The organism is Zhengella sp. (assembly GCF_041397485.1).
Lineage (GTDB): Bacteria > Pseudomonadota > Alphaproteobacteria > Rhizobiales > Rhizobiaceae > Zhengella.
Genome location: NZ_JAWKWO010000003.1, coordinates 1 through 15,791 on the forward strand (window position 1 = coordinate 1; position 15,791 = coordinate 15,791).

Consider the following 15,791-nt stretch of genomic DNA (forward strand, 5'->3'; position numbering starts at 1 on the left):
AAGCTGCGCCGCAAGCTGTCGCAGATGACCAATTCGGAAGTTCACCTGAACATCGTCGAGGTGCGCAAGCCCGAGACCGATGCAACCCTGGTGGCTCAGTCGATCGCGCAGCAGCTTGAGCGCCGCGTTGCTTTCCGCCGCGCGATGAAGCGCGCGGTGCAGTCGGCGATGCGCCTGGGTGCCGAGGGCATCCGCATCAACTGCGCCGGCCGTCTCGGTGGCGCGGAAATCGCGCGGACCGAGTGGTACCGCGAAGGCCGCGTTCCGCTGCACACGCTGCGCGCCGATATCGACTACGGTTTTGCCGAAGCCGAAACGGCCTATGGCATCTGCGGCATCAAGGTCTGGGTCTTCAAGGGCGAGATCCTTGAGCACGATCCGCTTGCCTCCGAGCGCCGCGCCGTCGAAGGCGACAATCAGGGCGGCCGCCGCCGCGAAAATGCGTAAGCTTCGGGCTTGCGAAATTGAGGATTTGGAGTAGAGAACGATGCTGCAGCCCAAGCGCACAAAGTTCCGCAAGCAGTTCAAGGGACGCATCCATGGCACGGCCAAGGGTGGAACGGACCTTAACTTCGGTTCCTTCGGCCTGAAGGCCCTGGAGCCGGAGCGCGTCACGGCCCGCCAGATCGAGGCGGCGCGTCGCGCGATCACGCGTCACATGAAGCGTGCCGGCCGCGTCTGGATCCGGATTTTTCCGGATGTTCCGGTCACGTCGAAGCCGACCGAAGTGCGTATGGGTAAGGGCAAGGGTTCGGTTGACTACTGGGCCTGCCGCGTCAAGCCCGGCCGCATCATGTTCGAGATCGACGGTGTGAACGAAGAAATCGCGCGTGAAGCGCTGCGTCTGGGCGCTGCCAAGCTGCCGGTCAAGACGCGCTTCATCCAGCGCATTGCCGAGTAGGAAAGGTCAAGGCCATGAAAGCCGCAGACGTTCGGGCCATGAGCCCCGACCAGCTGAACGAAGAGCTGGCCAACCTGAAGAAAGAGCAGTTCAACCTGCGTTTCCAGAAGGCGACCGGCCAGCTCGAGAAAACCGACCGCGTGAAGGAAGTCCGCCGCGACATCGCACGCATCAAGACCATTGCCCGCCAGAAGGCGGCGGTCAACAAGGCGTAAGGGGTTCAATCCATGCCGAAGCGCATTCTGCAGGGCACCGTCGTTTCCGACAAGAACGACAAGACCGTTGTGGTCCGGGTCGAGCGCCGCTTTGCCCATCCGCTGTTCAAGAAGACGGTCCGTCAGTCCAAGAAGTACAAGGCTCACGACGAGGCCAATGCCTGCAAGGTGGGCGATACGGTGTTCATCCAGGAGTCGGCCCCGATCTCCAAGGACAAGCGCTGGGTCGTCGTAACCAGCGAACAGGCGTAATCAAATCATGCATGCCGGGGGATGCTAGCCCTCGGACCAGAACGAAAAAAGGCGGTCAGTCATGATTCAGATGCAAACAAACCTCGACGTCGCGGACAATTCCGGCGCGCGTCGTGTCATGTGCATCAAGGTGCTGGGCGGTTCGAAGCGCAAGTATGCTTCCGTGGGCGACATCATCGTCGTTTCCATCAAGGAAGCCATTCCGCGCGGCCGCGTCAAGAAGGGCGATGTGATGAAGGCCGTGGTCGTGCGTACGGCCAAGGACATTCGCAGGCCCGACGGTCAGGTCATCCGGTTCGACAAGAACGCGGCCGTCCTGATCGACAACAAGAAAGAGCCGATCGGAACGCGTATCTTCGGACCCGTGCCGCGCGAATTGCGCGCCAAGAACCACATGAAGATCATTTCCCTCGCTCCGGAAGTGCTCTGAGGAGACCGCACCAATGCAGAAGATTCGCAAAGGCGACAAGGTCGTCGTGCTGGCTGGCAAGGACAAGGGCCGTTCGGGTGAAGTCCTCAAGGTCATGCCAAAGGAAAACAAGGCGCTCGTCAGCGGCATCAACCTGATCCGCCGCCACCAGCGCCAGACGCAGACCCAGGAAGGCGGCATCATCACCAAGGAAGCGGGCATCGACCTGTCGAACCTTGCTGTTGCCGATCCGAAGGACGGCAAGGCGACGCGCGTCGGCTTCGAGGTCCGTGACGGCAAGAAGGTCCGCGTGGCCAAGCGTTCGGGAGAAGTGATCAATGGCTGACAAGTACGAGCCGCGCCTCAAGACGCTGTACAACACCACCATCCGCGACGCGTTGCGCGAGCAGTTCGGCTACGCCAACGTCATGCAGATTCCGCGCGTCGAAAAGATCGTGCTGAACATGGGCGTGGGCGAAGCGACCGGCGATTCCAAGAAGCCGTCGGTTGCCGCCGAGGACCTGGCGCAGATCGCCGGCCAGAAGCCGGTCATCACGCGGGCCCGCAACTCCATCGCCGGCTTCAAGGTGCGCGAGGGCATGCCCATCGGTGCCAAGGTGACGCTGCGCAAGGAGCGCATGTATGAATTCATGGATCGCCTGGTCAACATCGCGCTGCCGCGCGTTCGCGACTTCCGCGGCCTGAACCCGAAGAGCTTTGACGGCCGTGGCAATTTCGCCATGGGCATCAAGGAGCACATCGTGTTCCCCGAGATCAACTACGACAAGGTCGATCAGATGTGGGGCATGGACATCATCGTTTGTACGACTGCCAAGTCGGATGACGAGGCCCGGGCGTTGCTCAAGGCCTTCAACTTCCCCTTCCGGCAGTAACGGCTCGCGAAAAGGACAATACACATGGCTAAAGTCAGTGCGACCGAAAAGAACAAGCACCGCAAGGAGCTTGTCGATCGCTATGCCAAGAAGCGCGCTGCGCTGAAGGCGATCATCATGGACCGTTCCAAGCCGATGGACGAGCGTTTCCGTGCCCAGCTCAAGCTCAACGAGCTGCCGCGCAACTCGTCGAAAATCCGCCTGCGCAACCGCTGCGAGGTTTCGGGCCGTCCGCGTGCCTATTACCGCAAGCTGAAGATGTCGCGTATCGCGCTTCGCGAATTGGGCTCGCTGGGCAAGATCCCGGGCCTGGTCAAGTCGAGCTGGTAAGGAAGGATAGATATCATGTCCATGAGTGATCCGCTCGGCGATATGCTGACCCGCATCCGCAATGCTGTCGGCCGCAAGAAGACGAAGGTCTCCACGCCGGCTTCCAAGTTGCGTGCCCGCGTTCTCGATGTCCTCAAGTCCGAGGGCTATATCCGTGACTACACCACCGTCGACTACGGCGATGGCAAGTCCGAGATCGAGATCGAGCTGAAGTATTATGAAGGCGCTCCGGTCATCCGCGAGATCGCCCGCGTGTCGAAGCCCGGCCGCCGCGTTTACGTGTCGGTCAAGTCGATCCCGCAGGTCGCCAACGGCCTGGGCATCGCGATCCTGTCGACGCCGAAGGGCGTGATGGCCGATCATGAAGCCCGTGAACAGAATGTCGGCGGAGAGCTTCTCTGCCAGATCTTCTGATCGGCGCAACCGAGACAAAGGCGAGGATAAGACAATGTCCCGTATTGGCAAGAAGCCCGTTCCGGTGCCGGCCGGTGTGACGGCCACGGTTGACGGCCAGACCGTCACCGCCAAGGGCCCCAAGGGCGAACTGAAATTCGTCGTCAACGACGAGGTCCTGGTGAAGCTGGAAGATGGCGCCATCGCCGTCAATCCGGCCGACGAAAGCAAGGATGCGCGGTCCAAGTGGGGCATGTCCCGCACGATGATCGCCAACATCCTGACCGGTGTGAAGGATGGGTTCGAGAAGAAGCTCGAGATCAGCGGCGTCGGCTACCGTGCCGCGATGCAGGGCAAGAACCTGCAGCTCTCGCTCGGTTTCTCGCACGAAGTCGTCTACCAGACGCCGGATGCCGTGACCATTGCGGTGCCGAAGCCGACGGAAATCGTCGTGTCGGGCATCGACAAGCAGGTCGTCGGCCAGGTCGCTGCGGAAATCCGTGAATATCGCGGCCCCGAGCCCTACAAGGGCAAGGGCGTCAAGTATGCCGGCGAGCGCATCGTGCGCAAGGAAGGCAAGAAGAAGTAAGGAGCGGCCGTCATGGCTTCGAAAGTTTCGACCCAGCGCCGGGCATCCCGTATCCGCCGCAAGATCAAGGCCGTTTCCAGCGGGCGTCCGCGCCTGTCGGTCTACCGTTCGTCCAAGAACATCTATGTCCAGATCATTGACGATGCCAACGGCCGGACCGTTGCCGCCGCCTCGACCCTGGACAAGGATCTCAAGGGCAAGCTGAAGACCGGCGCCGACACGGCCGCCGCGATGGAAGTCGGCAAGCTTGTCGCCGCGCGCGCCAAGGACGCGGGCGTCACCGAAGTGGTGTTCGACCGCGGGCCTTATATCTATCACGGCCGCGTCAAGGCGCTGGCCGATGCAGCCCGCGAGGGTGGCCTGGCGTTCTGACCAGGTGCAAACAAGGTCTTGAGGCCGGCCGCAAGCCCGTGTAAGGGACGGCCGGCCTTCGGGCGTTTCAATTCAACCCGTGCTACCGGAAAAGAAAAAGGAACCAGGATATGGCACAGAACCGCAGGGACGATCGCCGCGAGCGTGAAGAGCGCGACAGCGAATTCGTCGACAAGCTTGTCCACATCAACCGCGTTGCCAAGGTCGTCAAGGGCGGCCGCCGTTTCGGCTTCGCCGCTCTCGTCGTCGTCGGCGACCAGAAAGGTCGCGTCGGCTTCGGTCACGGCAAGGCGCGTGAAGTGCCGGAAGCCATCCGCAAGGCTACCGAGGCGGCCAAGCGCGACATGATCTTCGTTCCGCTGCGGTCCGGCCGTACGCTGCACCACGACGTCTCCGGCCGTCATGGCGCCGGCAAGGTGCTGCTGCGCGCTGCCAAGCCGGGTACCGGCATCATCGCGGGCGGCCCGATGCGCGCCGTTTTCGAGACGCTGGGCGTTCAGGACGTGGTGGCCAAGTCGCTCGGCACCTCCAATCCGTACAACATGGTTCGCGCCACGTTCGATGCGCTGAAGCATCAGCTGCATCCGAAGGACGTCGCTGCCCAGCGCGGCATCAAGTACGCCACGCTGCAGGCGCGCCGCCACGAAACGGTTGGCGGCGAGGAATAATTCCGCCGGCAGATGTCGTCAGCGCCGCGTGAAGCATGGCGCTCCATTGATTGGGAATGAAGAAAATGGCTGAGACAAAAACGGGCAAGACGGTAACCGTCGAACAGACCGGTAGCCCCATCCGCCGCCCCGCCGACCAGCGCGCCACGCTCGTCGGCCTGGGCCTGAACAAGATGCATCGCCGCAGCACGCTGGAAGATACGCCGGCTGTCCGCGGTATGATCGCCAAGGTCGCGCATCTCGTGCGCGTCGTAGACGAAGCCTGATAGCGGCAGGGAGCAAGATCATGAAACTCAATGAACTGCGAGATGCCGAAGGCGCGACGCATTCGCGCAAGCGTGTGGGCCGGGGTATCGGTTCGGGCAAGGGCAAGACCGGCGGCCGTGGCGTCAAGGGCCAGAAGTCCCGTTCGGGTGTGGCCGTCAACGGCTTCGAGGGCGGCCAGATGCCGATCTACCGGCGTTTGCCGAAGCGCGGCTTCAAGAACATCTTTGCCAAGGACCTCAACATCGTCTCCGTCGGCCGTCTTCAGGCCGCAGTTGATGCGGGCAAGCTGGATGCGTCCGCGACCGTGGACGCCGCCGCGCTCGTCGCCGCCGGCGTGATCCGCCGCGCCAAGGACGGCGTCCGGGTGCTTGGCGATGGCGACCTGTCTGCAAAGCTGACGATCGACGTTGCCGGTGCATCCAAGTCGGCGGTCGAGAAGATCGAGAAGGCAGGCGGTTCCATCACCGTCGCGGCCAAGGAAAGCGCTGAATAAGCGCGAATGTGACAGCGGCGGCTTCGGCCGCCGCTTGCATCTTTGCCAGCCGGGGCCTATCTCGTGACCTCGGCCTTATTCGGGCGATCGCAATAACTGCCTGATCCGGTGGCCCGGCGACCAGCATACAGCCTTTTTCGCCAGGGCCGCACATTAGCGGAGATCGATACATGGCGTCGGCTGCTGAACAACTGGCATCCAATCTCAATTTTTCCGCCTTCGCGAAGGCCGAGGATCTCAAGAAGAGAATCTGGTTCACGCTTGGCGCGCTGCTGGTTTACCGGCTCGGCACCTACATCCCCATTCCGGGAATCGATCCCGATGCCTTTGCGCAGGCTTTCCAGCAGCAGAGCCGGGGCGTGCTGGGCATGTTCAACATGTTTGCCGGCGGCGCCGTCGGACGCATGGCGATTTTCGCGCTTGGCATCATGCCGTACATTTCGGCCTCCATCATCATGCAGCTCATGACGTCGGTTGTGCCGGCGCTCGAGCAGCTGAAGAAAGAGGGCGAACAGGGCCGCAAGGTCATCAACCAGTACACGCGTTACGGAACCGTGCTGCTGGCAACGGTGCAGGCTTATGGCATCGCCGTCGGGCTTGAAGGCGGGGCGGGCATTGTCACCGACCCGGGCTGGTTCTTCCAGCTTTCCGCTGTCATCACGCTGGTCGGCGGGACGATGTTCCTGATGTGGCTGGGTGAGCAGATCACCGCGCGCGGCATCGGCAACGGCATTTCACTGATCATTTTCGCCGGTATCGTTGCCGGTCTTCCCTCGGCCATCACCGGAACGCTCGAACTGGGGCGCACGGGCGCGCTGTCCACCGGCATCATCCTGGCCATCATCGCGCTGGCCGTGATCGTGATTGCCGTCATCGTGTTCTTCGAGCGCGCGCAGCGGCGCCTGCTGATCCAGTATCCCAAGCGCCAGGTCGGCAACCGGATGTTCCAGGGCGACACGTCGCACCTGCCGCTGAAGCTGAACACGGCGGGCGTGATTCCGCCGATCTTTGCCTCTTCGCTGCTGCTTCTGCCAGCGACCGTCGCCGGCTTCTCGACGAATACTGACATGCCGGCCTGGGCTTCCACCATCCTGGCGGCGCTTGGCCATGGCCAGCCCATCTACATGTTGCTCTATGCCGGGCTGATCATGTTCTTCGCCTTCTTCTACACGGCGATTGTGTTCAATCCGAAGGATACGGCGGATCAGCTCAAGAAGCATTCGGGTTTCATTCCCGGCTACCGGCCCGGCGAGCGCACGGCCGAATATATCGACTATGTGCTCACCCGCATCACGCTGGTCGGCGCGATCTATCTCGTTCTCGTCTGTCTCTTACCCGAATTTCTAATTTCGGCGACCGGCGTTCCGTTCTATCTCGGTGGCACGTCGCTGCTGATCGTGGTCAGCGTCACGCTTGACACGGTCGCGCAGGTCCAGGGTCACCTGATCGCCCATCAGTACGAGGGCCTGATCAAGAAATCCAAACTGAGAGGGGGAAAGAGGGGACGATGAGACTGATTCTGCTGGGACCGCCCGGAGCGGGAAAGGGGACGCAGGCCACGCGCCTGGTGGAGAAGCATGGTATTCCCCAGCTTTCCACCGGTGACATGCTGCGTGCCGCAGTGAAGGCGGAGACGGAAGTGGGCCTCAAGGCCAAGGCCGTGATGGATGCCGGGGAACTGGTGTCCGACGCCATCGTCAACGCGATCGTTTCCGAACGCATCGACGAAGCCGATTGCGCCAAGGGCTTTATCCTCGACGGCTATCCGCGCACGCTTGCACAGGCCGACGCGGTGGAGGAAATGCTCGCGGAAAAGGGTCTCAAGCTCGATGCCGTGATTGAACTGGTTGTCGATGACAAGGCCCTGGTGGGGCGTATCGTCAAGCGCGCCGAGGAAGCCAAGGCTGCCGGAGAGGCGGTTCGCAAGGACGACAATCCCGAAGTGTTCGACGAACGGCTTCGCGAGTATTACAAGAAGACGGCCCCGTTGACCGGCTACTATCATGCCAAGGGCATGCGGCGGACCGTTGACGGCATGGACACGATCGACGGCGTTACCGCGCAGATCGAAACGGTGCTCGGTTCGCTTTGAGCCGGGCTGGGGAGCGTTTGCTTTTGAAGGGTTGACGAAAGTGTCAGCCCGTGCAATAGCGGCGCGTCTCAAGACACAAATGTTTCAGGCCGCCCTCATGGGCGGCTTGTTCATTGTCGCTCCCGCAAGGGCCGGCCTCCACCGGACGCGGGTTTTCATGATCGAGTGCCGGCATGGCCGGCCGAAATGGAGTGAATGACGATGGCACGTATTGCCGGTGTTAACATCCCGACCAACAAGCGCGTTGTGATCGCGCTTCAGTACATTCACGGGATCGGGCCGAAGTTTGCCCAGGAAATCGTCGAGAAGTGCAACATCCCGGCCGAGCGCCGTGTGCACGAGCTGACCGACGCCGAGGTCTTGCAGGTTCGCGAAACCATCGACCGCGACTACCGGGTCGAGGGCGATCTGCGCCGTGAAGTGCAGCTCAACATCAAGCGCCTGATGGACCTTGGCTGCTACCGCGGCCTTCGCCATCGCCGTGGCCTGCCGGTGCGCGGCCAGCGGACCCACACCAATGCGCGTACCCGCAAGGGTCCCGCCAAGGCGATCGCCGGCAAGAAGAAGTAATCCGGAGCGGATGGGGCTGCGGAGCGCGGCGGGTTTCCCCCGCGCCGCCGGGCCCGGTTCGTTTCAGGGGTGTAGCCGCCGGCATTACGGCGGTGCGGATATCATAGTGAAAGGAAGACCATGGCCAAGGAAGCCGCTCGTGTTCGCCGCCGCGAACGCAAGAACATCTCGTCGGGCGTCGCCCACGTGAATTCCACATTCAACAACACGATGATCACGATCACCGATGCCCAGGGCAACGCGATCGCCTGGTCGTCCGCTGGCGCCCAGGGTTTCAAAGGATCGCGCAAGTCGACCCCGTTTGCTGCCCAGGTTGCGGCCGAAGACTGTGCCAAGAAGGCTGCCGAGCACGGCATGAAGACGCTTGAAGTGGAAGTTCGCGGTCCCGGCTCCGGCCGTGAATCGGCCCTGCGTGCCTTGCAGGCCGCCGGCTTCACCATCACGTCGATCCGCGACGTGACGCCGATTCCGCACAATGGCTGCCGCCCGCGCAAGAAGCGCCGCGTCTGACGCGGCCCATTTGCCGCCTTCCGCATGAACGGGTTCGACCGGTCCTCTGCGGTTTCCATGTCGCCCCGCACGATTGGATGGTGCGGGGGCACCGGAAGGACAAGTCCATATGATCCAGAAGAACTGGCAAGAACTGATCAAGCCCAATGGCGTGGAGTTCACGTCGAAGAAGGGCACCGTGACAACGCTCGTCGCCGAGCCGCTGGAGCGTGGCTTCGGCCTCACGCTCGGCAATGCGCTGCGCCGCGTGCTGCTGTCGTCGCTGCGTGGTGCAGCCGTCACGGCCGTGCAGATCGACGGCGTCCTGCATGAATTCTCCTCGATTGCCGGTGTGCGCGAGGACGTCACCGACATCGTGCTCAACATCAAGGAAATCGCCATCCGCATGGAAGGCGAGGGCCCGAAGCGCATGGTCGTGCGCAAGCAGGGCCCGGGCATCGTGACGGCGGGCGATATCCAGACCGTGGGCGATGTGGAAATCCTCAATCCCGACCACGTGCTGTGCACGCTTGACCAGGGCGCGGAAATCCGCATGGAATTCACTGTCAATGCCGGAAAGGGCTATGTGCCTGCCGACCGCAACCGCTCGGAGGATTCCCCGATCGGCCTGATCCCGGTCGACAGCCTTTACTCGCCGGTGCGCAAGGTGTCCTACAAGGTCGAGAATACCCGCGAGGGCCAGGTTCTCGATTACGACAAGCTGAGCATGACGATCGAGACCGATGGTTCGATCTCCGGTGAAGACGCTGTGGCCTATGCTGCACGCATCCTGCAGGACCAGCTTTCGATCTTCGTCAATTTCGACGAGCCGCAGAAGGACCAGCCGGCCGAGCAGGTGACGGAGCTCGCCTTCAACCCGGCGCTGCTGAAGAAGGTGGACGAGCTGGAGTTGTCGGTGCGTTCGGCGAACTGCCTGAAGAACGACAACATCGTCTATATCGGCGACCTGATCCAGAAGACCGAGGCGGAAATGCTGCGCACGCCGAATTTCGGCCGCAAGTCGCTCAACGAGATCAAGGAAGTGCTGGCTTCCATGGGGCTGCATCTCGGCATGGAAGTGCCGGACTGGCCGCCAGACAATATCGAGGACCTCGCCAAGCGCTACGAGGACCAGTATTGAGACATGCCCGCCGGGGCCAGCCCCGGCGGTTCTTTTCGAAAATGACCAACAGGACCGCGTTCTCAAGACCTAGGGCGCGGACACATCCCACGAAGGAGAAGGCATCATGAGACACGGTAACGCGCATCGCAAACTGAACCGCACCCACAGCCACCGCAAGGCGATGTTCGCCAACATGGCGGCCAGCCTGATCGAGCACGAGCAGATCGTCACGACCTTGCCCAAGGCCAAGGAACTGCGTTCCATCGTCGACAAGCTGATCACGCTGGGCAAGCGCGGCGACCTGCATGCCCGCCGCCAGGCGATCTCCCGCATTCGCGACGTGCAGCAGGTCAAGAAGCTGTTCGATGTTCTCGGTCCCCGCTACCAGGAGCGCAATGGCGGCTATACCCGCGTGCTCAAGGCCGGTTTCCGCTATGGCGACAATGCGCCGATGGCCGTGATCGAGCTGGTGGACCGCGATGTCGACGCCAAGGGCGCTGCCGACCGCGCCCGCGTGGAAGCCGAAGCGGCTGCCGAGGGCGAAGAGGCCTGATCGCCGCTTCCTCCGTGAATGCCGACAGGAGCCGCTCCGGAAACGGGGCGGCTTTTTTCGTGCGGCAAGGTCGGGCATCGTCCGATGTGTGCGATTTCGCCGCGGCCGTGCCGCTGTGTCCTCAAATGGTCGAAGTGACGGGCAAGACTTGATACGGTCCGAATCGCGGATCGAGGTTCACGAAAAAGGAGTTTCCGGGCATGGCGCGTTTGGCTTCCCGAGTGCTGGTGGGTCTGGTGGTGTTCTTCGGCTTGCTTGTCGGCGCACAGGCCGAGGGCGAAGGTGGTGTGCGTGAACTGCTGGGGCAGTTGCTGCGCGGCACGCAACAGGAGACCGCCGGCGGCGGGCAGGCTGCCGGGGCGCCGGTGACGGCGGACGGCAAGCGGTTGCCATTCGGGCGGGCAGAGATGGAACTTTCATTTGCGCCGCTGGTGAAGAGGACCGCGCCGGCAGTCGTCAATGTCTATGCCAAGTCGACAGTCCGTCAGCCGGTCTCTCCGTTTGCCGGCGATCCCTTCTTCGAACAGTTCTTCGGTGGCGGACGGCCCTCGCGTCCGCGCGTCCAGCAGTCGCTCGGATCCGGCGTCATCGTGGATGCATCGGGCCTCGTCGTCACGAATTACCATGTCATCCGTGACGGGGATGAAGTGAAGGTTGCGCTCGCCGATGGCCGCGAGTTTGAAAGCAAGGTGCTGCTGAAGGACGAGAGCGTGGATCTGGCCGTGCTCAAGATCGATTCCGACCGGCCCTTGCCGTTCCTGCAAATGGGGGATTCGGATGCGCTGGAGGTGGGCGATCTGGTTCTTGCCATCGGCAACCCGTTCGGCGTCGGCCAGACGACCACATCCGGCATCGTCTCGGCGCTTGCGCGCTCGCATATCGGCGTTACGGATTTCGGCTTCTTCATCCAGACCGACGCGGCGATCAATCCGGGCAATTCCGGTGGCGCGCTGATCAACATGGCCGGCGATCTCGTCGGAATCAACACGGCGATCTTCACACGATCGGGTGGCTCCAACGGCATCGGTTTTGCCATTCCCTCCATCATGGTGAAGGCGGTGGTGAACGTGGCGCGCAACGGGGGCGATTATTTCGAGCGTCCGTGGCTGGGCGCTGCCTTCGCTCCGGTCAATGCGCAGACGGCAGAGGCGCTGGGAATGGATTTTCCCACCGGGGCACTTGTCGAAAACATCGCGCCCGGAAGCCCGGCCGAAAAGGCGGCGCTGAAACCGGGCGATGTGCTGCTGGCGATGAACGGGCGGGCGATCGAAAACCCCGATGCGCTCGGCTACCGGCTGGCCACAGAAAGTGCGGGGGCGCGGGTGGATTTCCAGGTTCTGCGGCGCGGACGCATGGAAAGCGTGGCGGTGACGCTCGAACGCGCTCCGGAAGGCATGAGCGCGACCAGCACCGTGCAGATCGAGGGCGACAGCCCGTTTGCCGGCGCAACCGTTTCGGAACTGTCGCCGCGCCTTGCCCAGAAACTGCGGCTGCCCGAAAGCCGCAAGGGCGTGGTGATTACCGAGACGGCCCGCAATTCGCCATCGGCGCGGTTCGGCCTGCGGCCGGGCGATATCGTGGTGGAGGTCAATGGAGAGGACATCCGCAATGCCGATCAGTTGAACAGGGTGGCCATGGAGCGCAGCCGCTGGTGGCGCTTCTCCATCGAGCGCAATGGCCAGATCCTGCGCCAGGTTCTGCGATACTGACCGCTTCCATGGCCGACCTGTTCTCAGACCAGCCGCAGGCGCAGGAAGCACGGACGGGACGCCCGCTGGCCGACCGGTTGCGTCCGGCAAGCCTGGCCGATGTGACGGGACAGGACCACCTGACCGGGCCGGATGGCGTGCTCACACGCATGATCCGTTCCGGTTCGCTCGGCTCGATGATCTTCTGGGGGCCGCCGGGCACCGGCAAGACCACCGTGGCCCGGCTGCTGGCGGGCGAGACCGATCTCGCCTTCGAGCAGATCTCGGCCATCTTCTCCGGTGTGGCGGATCTCAAGAAGGTTTTCGATACAGCCCGGATGCGGCGCGGCAATGGCCGGCAGACCCTGCTGTTCGTCGATGAAATCCACCGGTTCAACCGTGCCCAGCAGGACAGTTTCCTGCCGGTCATGGAAGACGGCACGGTCATTCTTGTCGGTGCGACGACGGAAAACCCTTCCTTCGAGCTCAACGCGGCGCTTCTTTCACGGGCCCGGGTGCTGAGCTTCAAGCCGCATGATGCGGCGAGCCTGGAACATCTGCTGGAGCGGGCGGAGAAGACCGAGGCAAGGGCGCTGCCGCTGGACGAGGGCGCGCGGGCGTCGCTGATCCGCATGGCCGATGGTGACGGGCGCGCGGTGCTGACGCTGGCCGAGGAGGTCTGGCGGGCCGCCGGGGAGGGCGAGGTGTTCGACCAGGAAGGGCTGCAGCGCGTGGTGCAGCGCCGCGCGCCGGTCTATGACAAGAGCCAGGACGGCCATTACAACCTGATTTCGGCGCTGCACAAATCGGTGCGCGGGTCGGATCCCGATGCCGCGCTCTATTATCTCTCGCGGATGCTGGATGCCGGTGAAACGCCGCTGTTCGTGGCGCGCCGGCTGGTGCGCATGGCGGTGGAGGATATCGGGCTTGCAGACCCCCAGGCGCTGGTCATCGCCAACGCGGCCAAGGATGCCTATGATTTCCTCGGTTCGCCGGAAGGCGAACTGGCGCTGGTGCAAGCCTGCGTCTATCTCGCGACCGCGCCGAAATCCAATGCCGTCTACGTGGCGCACAAGGCGGCCATGCGCGCGGCAAGGGAGCACGGCTCGCTGCTGCCGCCGGCGCATATCCTCAACGCACCGACGCGGCTGATGAAGGAAGAGGGCTACGGTTCCGGCTATCGCTACGACCATGATGAGCCGGACGCCTTTTCCGGGCAGGATTATTTTCCCGAGGCGATGGGACGGCAAAGCTACTACAATCCGCCCGACCGGGGATTCGAACGTGAAATCCGCAAGCGGCTGGACTGGTGGGCCAGACTCCGGCGCGAGCGCAAGGGCTGATCGCGGAAGGACATGGCATGACCAGGCTGGCTGATCTCATCGGAGCGATTCCATGGCCCACGCTCATCATCATCGCGGTGCTGATCGGCGGCGCACCCTTCCTGCCGGAACCGCATCTCGTCGAGAAGGCCCGCTGGCTGATCGAGGGACATCCGTTCCGGCCCATCGACTGGTTCGACATTCTCTGGCACGTCTGGCCCTTTGCTCTGATCGCGGTCAAGCTTGCCGGTGCGCGCGGCCGGCGGCAGGCTGGCGATTGACGCCGGTCAAGGCGCGGGTCCGCCTTGTCTGGCAGTTGTTGCCAAAGGTCAAAGGAGGCTCACCATGAGACTGTCCGCAGCCCTCGTATCGGTTTTCGTCATCGCCGGCACCGCCGGTGCTTTTGCCCAGACCGACTATCCGTGGCTCAAGGAGATCAGTTCGCAGGCGGCGGGCGAGCTGGATTGCGAGGTGGAGTATTTCCTCAACGCCCGGGAAGGCGATCTCGGCGGCAAGCCGGCGCAGGAAGCGCGCATCCAGTGCCGGGACGGACGCCGGTTCGATGCGGTGCGCGAATCCACCGAAGGCCCGTTCCGTTTCCTGGCCTGCGAAACCCAGGTCTGCTGAGGGAGATATGCCATGCATGTGATCGTCATCTACGCCACGGTGGAAGGCCAGACACGCAAGATCGCCCGGCATGTGGCCGGTACCGTGCAGAGCCTGGGCCACGACGTGACCGTCTATGACGCGGCGGACCTGGAGGATGTCGACGTCGCCATGGCCGATGCGCTGATCGCGGCGGCGCCTATCCATATCGGGCGGTTTCCCGCGCCCTTCGTGCAGTGGATCGCGGATCACGCCAATGCCTTGAACGGGCGCAAGACCGCCTTCGTGTCGGTCTCGCTGGGCATGGCGTCGCAGTTCGAGGCGGAAAAGCGCGAGGTGGCGGCAATGGCGGACGCGTTTTTCGCGGAAACAGGCTGGCATCCCGCCGCCGTCCACCATGCCGCCGGGGCGCTGCGTTACACGAAATACGATTTCCTGAAGCGCTTGCTCATGCGCCATATCGCGGCAAAGGAAGGCGGCGATGTGGATACATCCGAGGACCACGAATATACCGACTGGGAAGCCCTCGCCGCATTCGTGCAGGATGTCCTGGCCGATTGAACGCTCCGGCCAGGTCTGGCGCGCCCATCACGAAACCGGGACATTCCCGCGGCGTGGCCTCTTGTCCGGCATGGGACGGGGCGGTTCGGCCGCGGCCGGTTCCGCGCCCTGAAGCCGCAGCTTGATGACGACCGGGTTGGGTGTGTGATCCAGCGCGGCGCCGGTGGCCACGTCCACGCCCATGCCGACGACGCCGCCCGCCACGATGTTGCCTGCAAACCCTGCCGCGCCGCCGCCCGAGACCTTCGTGCCCACGTCAACGCTTTCCGTGACGTAGCCCTCCTTGCTGGCGGTGACGGTAAACTGGTCGCGCCGGGCGACATTTACGGTGCAGGGCATGGCGTTGCACCGGTGGCCGAGACTTGTCGTCACGGTGGCGTCGTCCGGTTCGACCAGGATGCGGACATCCTCGGTGGTGCCGCGAACCATGGTTCCACACCCGGCCAGGGTGGTGCAAGCCATCGCAAGTGCTGCAATTTTCGGTAACATCAAATCCCCCATGAAGCCCACAGGGTTGTGGTTATCCGTGTGGCCGGGGATTGTCGAGACAAGGTCGACAGCATTCAGTGCTTCACCGCAGGTGGAGAAACGTTTATCAACAGGTCCATGCTGCATCTGTTTCTCGTTGCCCTTGGCGGGGCCATCGGCGCATCTCTGAGGCATCTGACAGGCCAGGCCCTTCTGCGCCTCGCCGGGCCGGGTTTTCCGCATGGCACCATGGCCGTGAACATCGCGGGTTCCTTCGTCATGGGGCTTTTCATTGCCTGGCTGACGCGGCGCAGCGGCGGCAGCAGCAACGAGTTGCGCCTGTTCGTGGCGACGGGGCTGCTTGGCGGCTTCACCACGTTTTCCGCCTTCTCGCTTGATGTGGCCGTGCTGTGGGAGCGGGGTCAGGGCCTGGCGGCGGCGATGTATGTTTTCGGGTCGGTTGCGCTGTCCATCGCGGCGCTTTTTACCGGTTTGTGGCTCGCAAGAAGTGTTGCAGGGTGATATGGGCGGCGCTTC

27 protein-coding genes are annotated in these 15,791 nt (G+C 63.2%); 26 read left to right on the plus strand and 1 reads right to left on the minus strand.

Translation table 11 applies throughout. The features are described from left to right. From rpsC to R3D65_RS09780, 25 genes are all read left to right on the plus strand, one after another. On the plus strand, nt 1-447 hold a 447-nt coding region (gene rpsC / locus R3D65_RS09660), incomplete at its 5' end, for a 30S ribosomal protein S3 (protein WP_371275025.1). 40 nt (nt 448-487) lie between these two features. Further along, a complete protein-coding gene (gene rplP / locus R3D65_RS09665; RefSeq protein ID WP_371275026.1) occupies nt 488-901 on the plus strand; it encodes a 50S ribosomal protein L16 in 414 nt (137 codons plus the stop codon). A 14-nt stretch (nt 902-915) separates the two neighbouring features. Continuing rightward, nucleotides 916-1,116: a 50S ribosomal protein L29 gene (gene rpmC / locus R3D65_RS09670; protein WP_371275027.1), complete on the plus strand. Its 201-nt coding sequence runs from the start codon at nt 916-918 to the stop codon at nt 1,114-1,116. Nucleotides 1,117-1,128: 12 nt separating this feature from the next. Further along, nucleotides 1,129-1,368, plus strand: a complete 240-nt coding sequence (rpsQ, locus tag R3D65_RS09675) for a 30S ribosomal protein S17 (protein ID WP_371275028.1) — start codon at nt 1,129-1,131, stop codon at nt 1,366-1,368. A 61-nt stretch (nt 1,369-1,429) separates the two neighbouring features. Then, the gene (gene rplN, locus R3D65_RS09680) at nt 1,430-1,798 is read left to right on the plus strand and encodes a 50S ribosomal protein L14 (RefSeq protein ID WP_371275029.1); all 369 of its coding nucleotides are present in this window, start codon (nt 1,430-1,432) and stop codon (nt 1,796-1,798) included. 13 nt (nt 1,799-1,811) lie between these two features. Beyond that, entirely contained in the window at nt 1,812-2,123 is a 312-nt protein-coding gene (rplX, locus tag R3D65_RS09685; RefSeq protein WP_371275030.1) for a 50S ribosomal protein L24, read from the plus strand. Continuing rightward, the gene (rplE, locus tag R3D65_RS09690) at nt 2,116-2,670 is read left to right on the plus strand and encodes a 50S ribosomal protein L5 (protein WP_371275031.1); all 555 of its coding nucleotides are present in this window, start codon (nt 2,116-2,118) and stop codon (nt 2,668-2,670) included. Before rplX ends, rplE begins: the two co-directional genes overlap by 8 nt. 24 nt (nt 2,671-2,694) lie before the next feature. Then, the gene (gene rpsN, locus R3D65_RS09695) at nt 2,695-3,000 is read left to right on the plus strand and encodes a 30S ribosomal protein S14 (protein WP_371275032.1); all 306 of its coding nucleotides are present in this window, start codon (nt 2,695-2,697) and stop codon (nt 2,998-3,000) included. A gap of 15 nt (nt 3,001-3,015) precedes the next feature. Continuing rightward, nucleotides 3,016-3,414 carry a 30S ribosomal protein S8 gene (gene rpsH / locus R3D65_RS09700; RefSeq protein ID WP_371275033.1) on the plus strand — a complete coding sequence of 133 codons (399 nt, stop codon included), beginning with the start codon at nt 3,016-3,018 and terminating at the stop codon, nt 3,412-3,414. 34 nt (nt 3,415-3,448) lie between these two features. Beyond that, nucleotides 3,449-3,982, plus strand: a complete 534-nt coding sequence (gene rplF / locus R3D65_RS09705) for a 50S ribosomal protein L6 (protein ID WP_371275034.1) — start codon at nt 3,449-3,451, stop codon at nt 3,980-3,982. Nucleotides 3,983-3,994: 12 nt separating this feature from the next. Then, nucleotides 3,995-4,354: a 50S ribosomal protein L18 gene (gene rplR, locus R3D65_RS09710; protein ID WP_371275035.1), complete on the plus strand. Its 360-nt coding sequence runs from the start codon at nt 3,995-3,997 to the stop codon at nt 4,352-4,354. Nucleotides 4,355-4,464: 110 nt separating this feature from the next. Then, the gene (gene rpsE, locus R3D65_RS09715; protein WP_371275036.1) at nt 4,465-5,022 is read left to right on the plus strand and encodes a 30S ribosomal protein S5; all 558 of its coding nucleotides are present in this window, start codon (nt 4,465-4,467) and stop codon (nt 5,020-5,022) included. 65 nt (nt 5,023-5,087) lie between these two features. Then, nucleotides 5,088-5,288, plus strand: coding sequence for a 50S ribosomal protein L30 (gene rpmD, locus R3D65_RS09720; protein WP_371275037.1), 201 nt, complete (start codon nt 5,088-5,090; stop codon nt 5,286-5,288). Between the two features lie 20 nt (nt 5,289-5,308). Continuing rightward, nucleotides 5,309-5,782 carry a 50S ribosomal protein L15 gene (rplO, locus tag R3D65_RS09725; protein WP_371275038.1) on the plus strand — a complete coding sequence of 158 codons (474 nt, stop codon included), beginning with the start codon at nt 5,309-5,311 and terminating at the stop codon, nt 5,780-5,782. 170 nt (nt 5,783-5,952) lie between these two features. Continuing rightward, a complete protein-coding gene (gene secY, locus R3D65_RS09730) occupies nt 5,953-7,293 on the plus strand; it encodes a preprotein translocase subunit SecY (RefSeq protein ID WP_371275039.1) in 1,341 nt (446 codons plus the stop codon). Then, on the plus strand, nt 7,290-7,874 hold the full coding sequence (locus tag R3D65_RS09735; protein ID WP_371275040.1) for an adenylate kinase: 585 nt from the start codon (nt 7,290-7,292) through the stop codon (nt 7,872-7,874). The genes secY and R3D65_RS09735 overlap by 4 nt, the downstream gene beginning before the upstream one ends. Before the next feature lie 201 nt (nt 7,875-8,075). Next, complete coding sequence (gene rpsM / locus R3D65_RS09740) at nt 8,076-8,444, plus strand: 30S ribosomal protein S13 (RefSeq protein WP_371275552.1); 369 nt, start codon at nt 8,076-8,078, stop codon at nt 8,442-8,444. 120 nt (nt 8,445-8,564) lie between these two features. Further along, complete coding sequence (rpsK, locus tag R3D65_RS09745; RefSeq protein ID WP_371275041.1) at nt 8,565-8,954, plus strand: 30S ribosomal protein S11; 390 nt, start codon at nt 8,565-8,567, stop codon at nt 8,952-8,954. Nucleotides 8,955-9,063: 109 nt separating this feature from the next. Then, nucleotides 9,064-10,074: a DNA-directed RNA polymerase subunit alpha gene (locus tag R3D65_RS09750; protein ID WP_371275042.1), complete on the plus strand. Its 1,011-nt coding sequence runs from the start codon at nt 9,064-9,066 to the stop codon at nt 10,072-10,074. 106 nt (nt 10,075-10,180) lie between these two features. Next, complete coding sequence (gene rplQ, locus R3D65_RS09755; protein ID WP_371275043.1) at nt 10,181-10,609, plus strand: 50S ribosomal protein L17; 429 nt, start codon at nt 10,181-10,183, stop codon at nt 10,607-10,609. A 200-nt stretch (nt 10,610-10,809) separates the two neighbouring features. Next, the gene (locus R3D65_RS09760) at nt 10,810-12,318 is read left to right on the plus strand and encodes a DegQ family serine endoprotease (RefSeq protein WP_371275044.1); all 1,509 of its coding nucleotides are present in this window, start codon (nt 10,810-10,812) and stop codon (nt 12,316-12,318) included. Between the two features lie 8 nt (nt 12,319-12,326). Then, nucleotides 12,327-13,640, plus strand: a complete 1,314-nt coding sequence (locus R3D65_RS09765) for a replication-associated recombination protein A (protein WP_371275045.1) — start codon at nt 12,327-12,329, stop codon at nt 13,638-13,640. 17 nt (nt 13,641-13,657) lie between these two features. Then, nucleotides 13,658-13,900 (plus strand): hypothetical protein, encoded by a 243-nt coding sequence (locus R3D65_RS09770; protein WP_371275046.1) that lies wholly within the window; start codon nt 13,658-13,660, stop codon nt 13,898-13,900. 64 nt (nt 13,901-13,964) lie between these two features. After that, nucleotides 13,965-14,246: a hypothetical protein gene (locus tag R3D65_RS09775; protein ID WP_371275047.1), complete on the plus strand. Its 282-nt coding sequence runs from the start codon at nt 13,965-13,967 to the stop codon at nt 14,244-14,246. Between the two features lie 12 nt (nt 14,247-14,258). Then, nucleotides 14,259-14,786 carry a flavodoxin domain-containing protein gene (locus R3D65_RS09780; protein ID WP_371275048.1) on the plus strand — a complete coding sequence of 176 codons (528 nt, stop codon included), beginning with the start codon at nt 14,259-14,261 and terminating at the stop codon, nt 14,784-14,786. A gap of 27 nt (nt 14,787-14,813) precedes the next feature. Here the strand turns inward: R3D65_RS09780 and R3D65_RS09785 are convergent, their stop codons facing one another. Next, a complete protein-coding gene (locus R3D65_RS09785; RefSeq protein ID WP_371275049.1) occupies nt 14,814-15,248 on the minus strand; it encodes a translation initiation factor 2 in 435 nt (144 codons plus the stop codon). A gap of 144 nt (nt 15,249-15,392) precedes the next feature. On the opposite strand from R3D65_RS09785, the gene crcB reads away from it, so the two are divergent. Further along, a complete protein-coding gene (gene crcB, locus R3D65_RS09790; RefSeq protein ID WP_371275050.1) occupies nt 15,393-15,776 on the plus strand; it encodes a fluoride efflux transporter CrcB in 384 nt (127 codons plus the stop codon). Nucleotides 15,777-15,791: the final 15 nt, after the last annotated feature.

Bases quoted from the DNA above. Each gene is read 5' to 3' on its own strand.
- rplP (WP_371275026.1), top strand. From the start codon at position 488: ATGCTGCAGCCCAAGCGCACAAAGTTCCGCAAGCAGTTCAAGGGACGC.
- rpmC (WP_371275027.1), top strand. From the start codon at position 916: ATGAAAGCCGCAGACGTTCGGGCCATGAGCCCCGACCAGCTGAACGAA.
- rpsQ (WP_371275028.1), top strand. From the start codon at position 1,129: ATGCCGAAGCGCATTCTGCAGGGCACCGTCGTTTCCGACAAGAACGAC.
- rplN (WP_371275029.1), top strand. From the start codon at position 1,430: ATGATTCAGATGCAAACAAACCTCGACGTCGCGGACAATTCCGGCGCG.
- rplX (WP_371275030.1), top strand. From the start codon at position 1,812: ATGCAGAAGATTCGCAAAGGCGACAAGGTCGTCGTGCTGGCTGGCAAG.
- rplE (WP_371275031.1), top strand. From the start codon at position 2,116: ATGGCTGACAAGTACGAGCCGCGCCTCAAGACGCTGTACAACACCACC.
- rpsN (WP_371275032.1), top strand. From the start codon at position 2,695: ATGGCTAAAGTCAGTGCGACCGAAAAGAACAAGCACCGCAAGGAGCTT.
- rpsH (WP_371275033.1), top strand. From the start codon at position 3,016: ATGTCCATGAGTGATCCGCTCGGCGATATGCTGACCCGCATCCGCAAT.
- rplF (WP_371275034.1), top strand. From the start codon at position 3,449: ATGTCCCGTATTGGCAAGAAGCCCGTTCCGGTGCCGGCCGGTGTGACG.
- rplR (WP_371275035.1), top strand. From the start codon at position 3,995: ATGGCTTCGAAAGTTTCGACCCAGCGCCGGGCATCCCGTATCCGCCGC.
- rpsE (WP_371275036.1), top strand. From the start codon at position 4,465: ATGGCACAGAACCGCAGGGACGATCGCCGCGAGCGTGAAGAGCGCGAC.
- rpmD (WP_371275037.1), top strand. From the start codon at position 5,088: ATGGCTGAGACAAAAACGGGCAAGACGGTAACCGTCGAACAGACCGGT.
- rplO (WP_371275038.1), top strand. From the start codon at position 5,309: ATGAAACTCAATGAACTGCGAGATGCCGAAGGCGCGACGCATTCGCGC.
- secY (WP_371275039.1), top strand. From the start codon at position 5,953: ATGGCGTCGGCTGCTGAACAACTGGCATCCAATCTCAATTTTTCCGCC.
- R3D65_RS09735 (WP_371275040.1), top strand. From the start codon at position 7,290: ATGAGACTGATTCTGCTGGGACCGCCCGGAGCGGGAAAGGGGACGCAG.
- rpsM (WP_371275552.1), top strand. From the start codon at position 8,076: ATGGCACGTATTGCCGGTGTTAACATCCCGACCAACAAGCGCGTTGTG.
- rpsK (WP_371275041.1), top strand. From the start codon at position 8,565: ATGGCCAAGGAAGCCGCTCGTGTTCGCCGCCGCGAACGCAAGAACATC.
- R3D65_RS09750 (WP_371275042.1), top strand. From the start codon at position 9,064: ATGATCCAGAAGAACTGGCAAGAACTGATCAAGCCCAATGGCGTGGAG.
- rplQ (WP_371275043.1), top strand. From the start codon at position 10,181: ATGAGACACGGTAACGCGCATCGCAAACTGAACCGCACCCACAGCCAC.
- R3D65_RS09760 (WP_371275044.1), top strand. From the start codon at position 10,810: ATGGCGCGTTTGGCTTCCCGAGTGCTGGTGGGTCTGGTGGTGTTCTTC.
- R3D65_RS09765 (WP_371275045.1), top strand. From the start codon at position 12,327: ATGGCCGACCTGTTCTCAGACCAGCCGCAGGCGCAGGAAGCACGGACG.
- R3D65_RS09770 (WP_371275046.1), top strand. From the start codon at position 13,658: ATGACCAGGCTGGCTGATCTCATCGGAGCGATTCCATGGCCCACGCTC.
- R3D65_RS09775 (WP_371275047.1), top strand. From the start codon at position 13,965: ATGAGACTGTCCGCAGCCCTCGTATCGGTTTTCGTCATCGCCGGCACC.
- R3D65_RS09780 (WP_371275048.1), top strand. From the start codon at position 14,259: ATGCATGTGATCGTCATCTACGCCACGGTGGAAGGCCAGACACGCAAG.
- R3D65_RS09785 (WP_371275049.1), bottom strand. From the start codon at position 15,248: ATGGCTTGCACCACCCTGGCCGGGTGTGGAACCATGGTTCGCGGCACC.
- crcB (WP_371275050.1), top strand. From the start codon at position 15,393: ATGCTGCATCTGTTTCTCGTTGCCCTTGGCGGGGCCATCGGCGCATCT.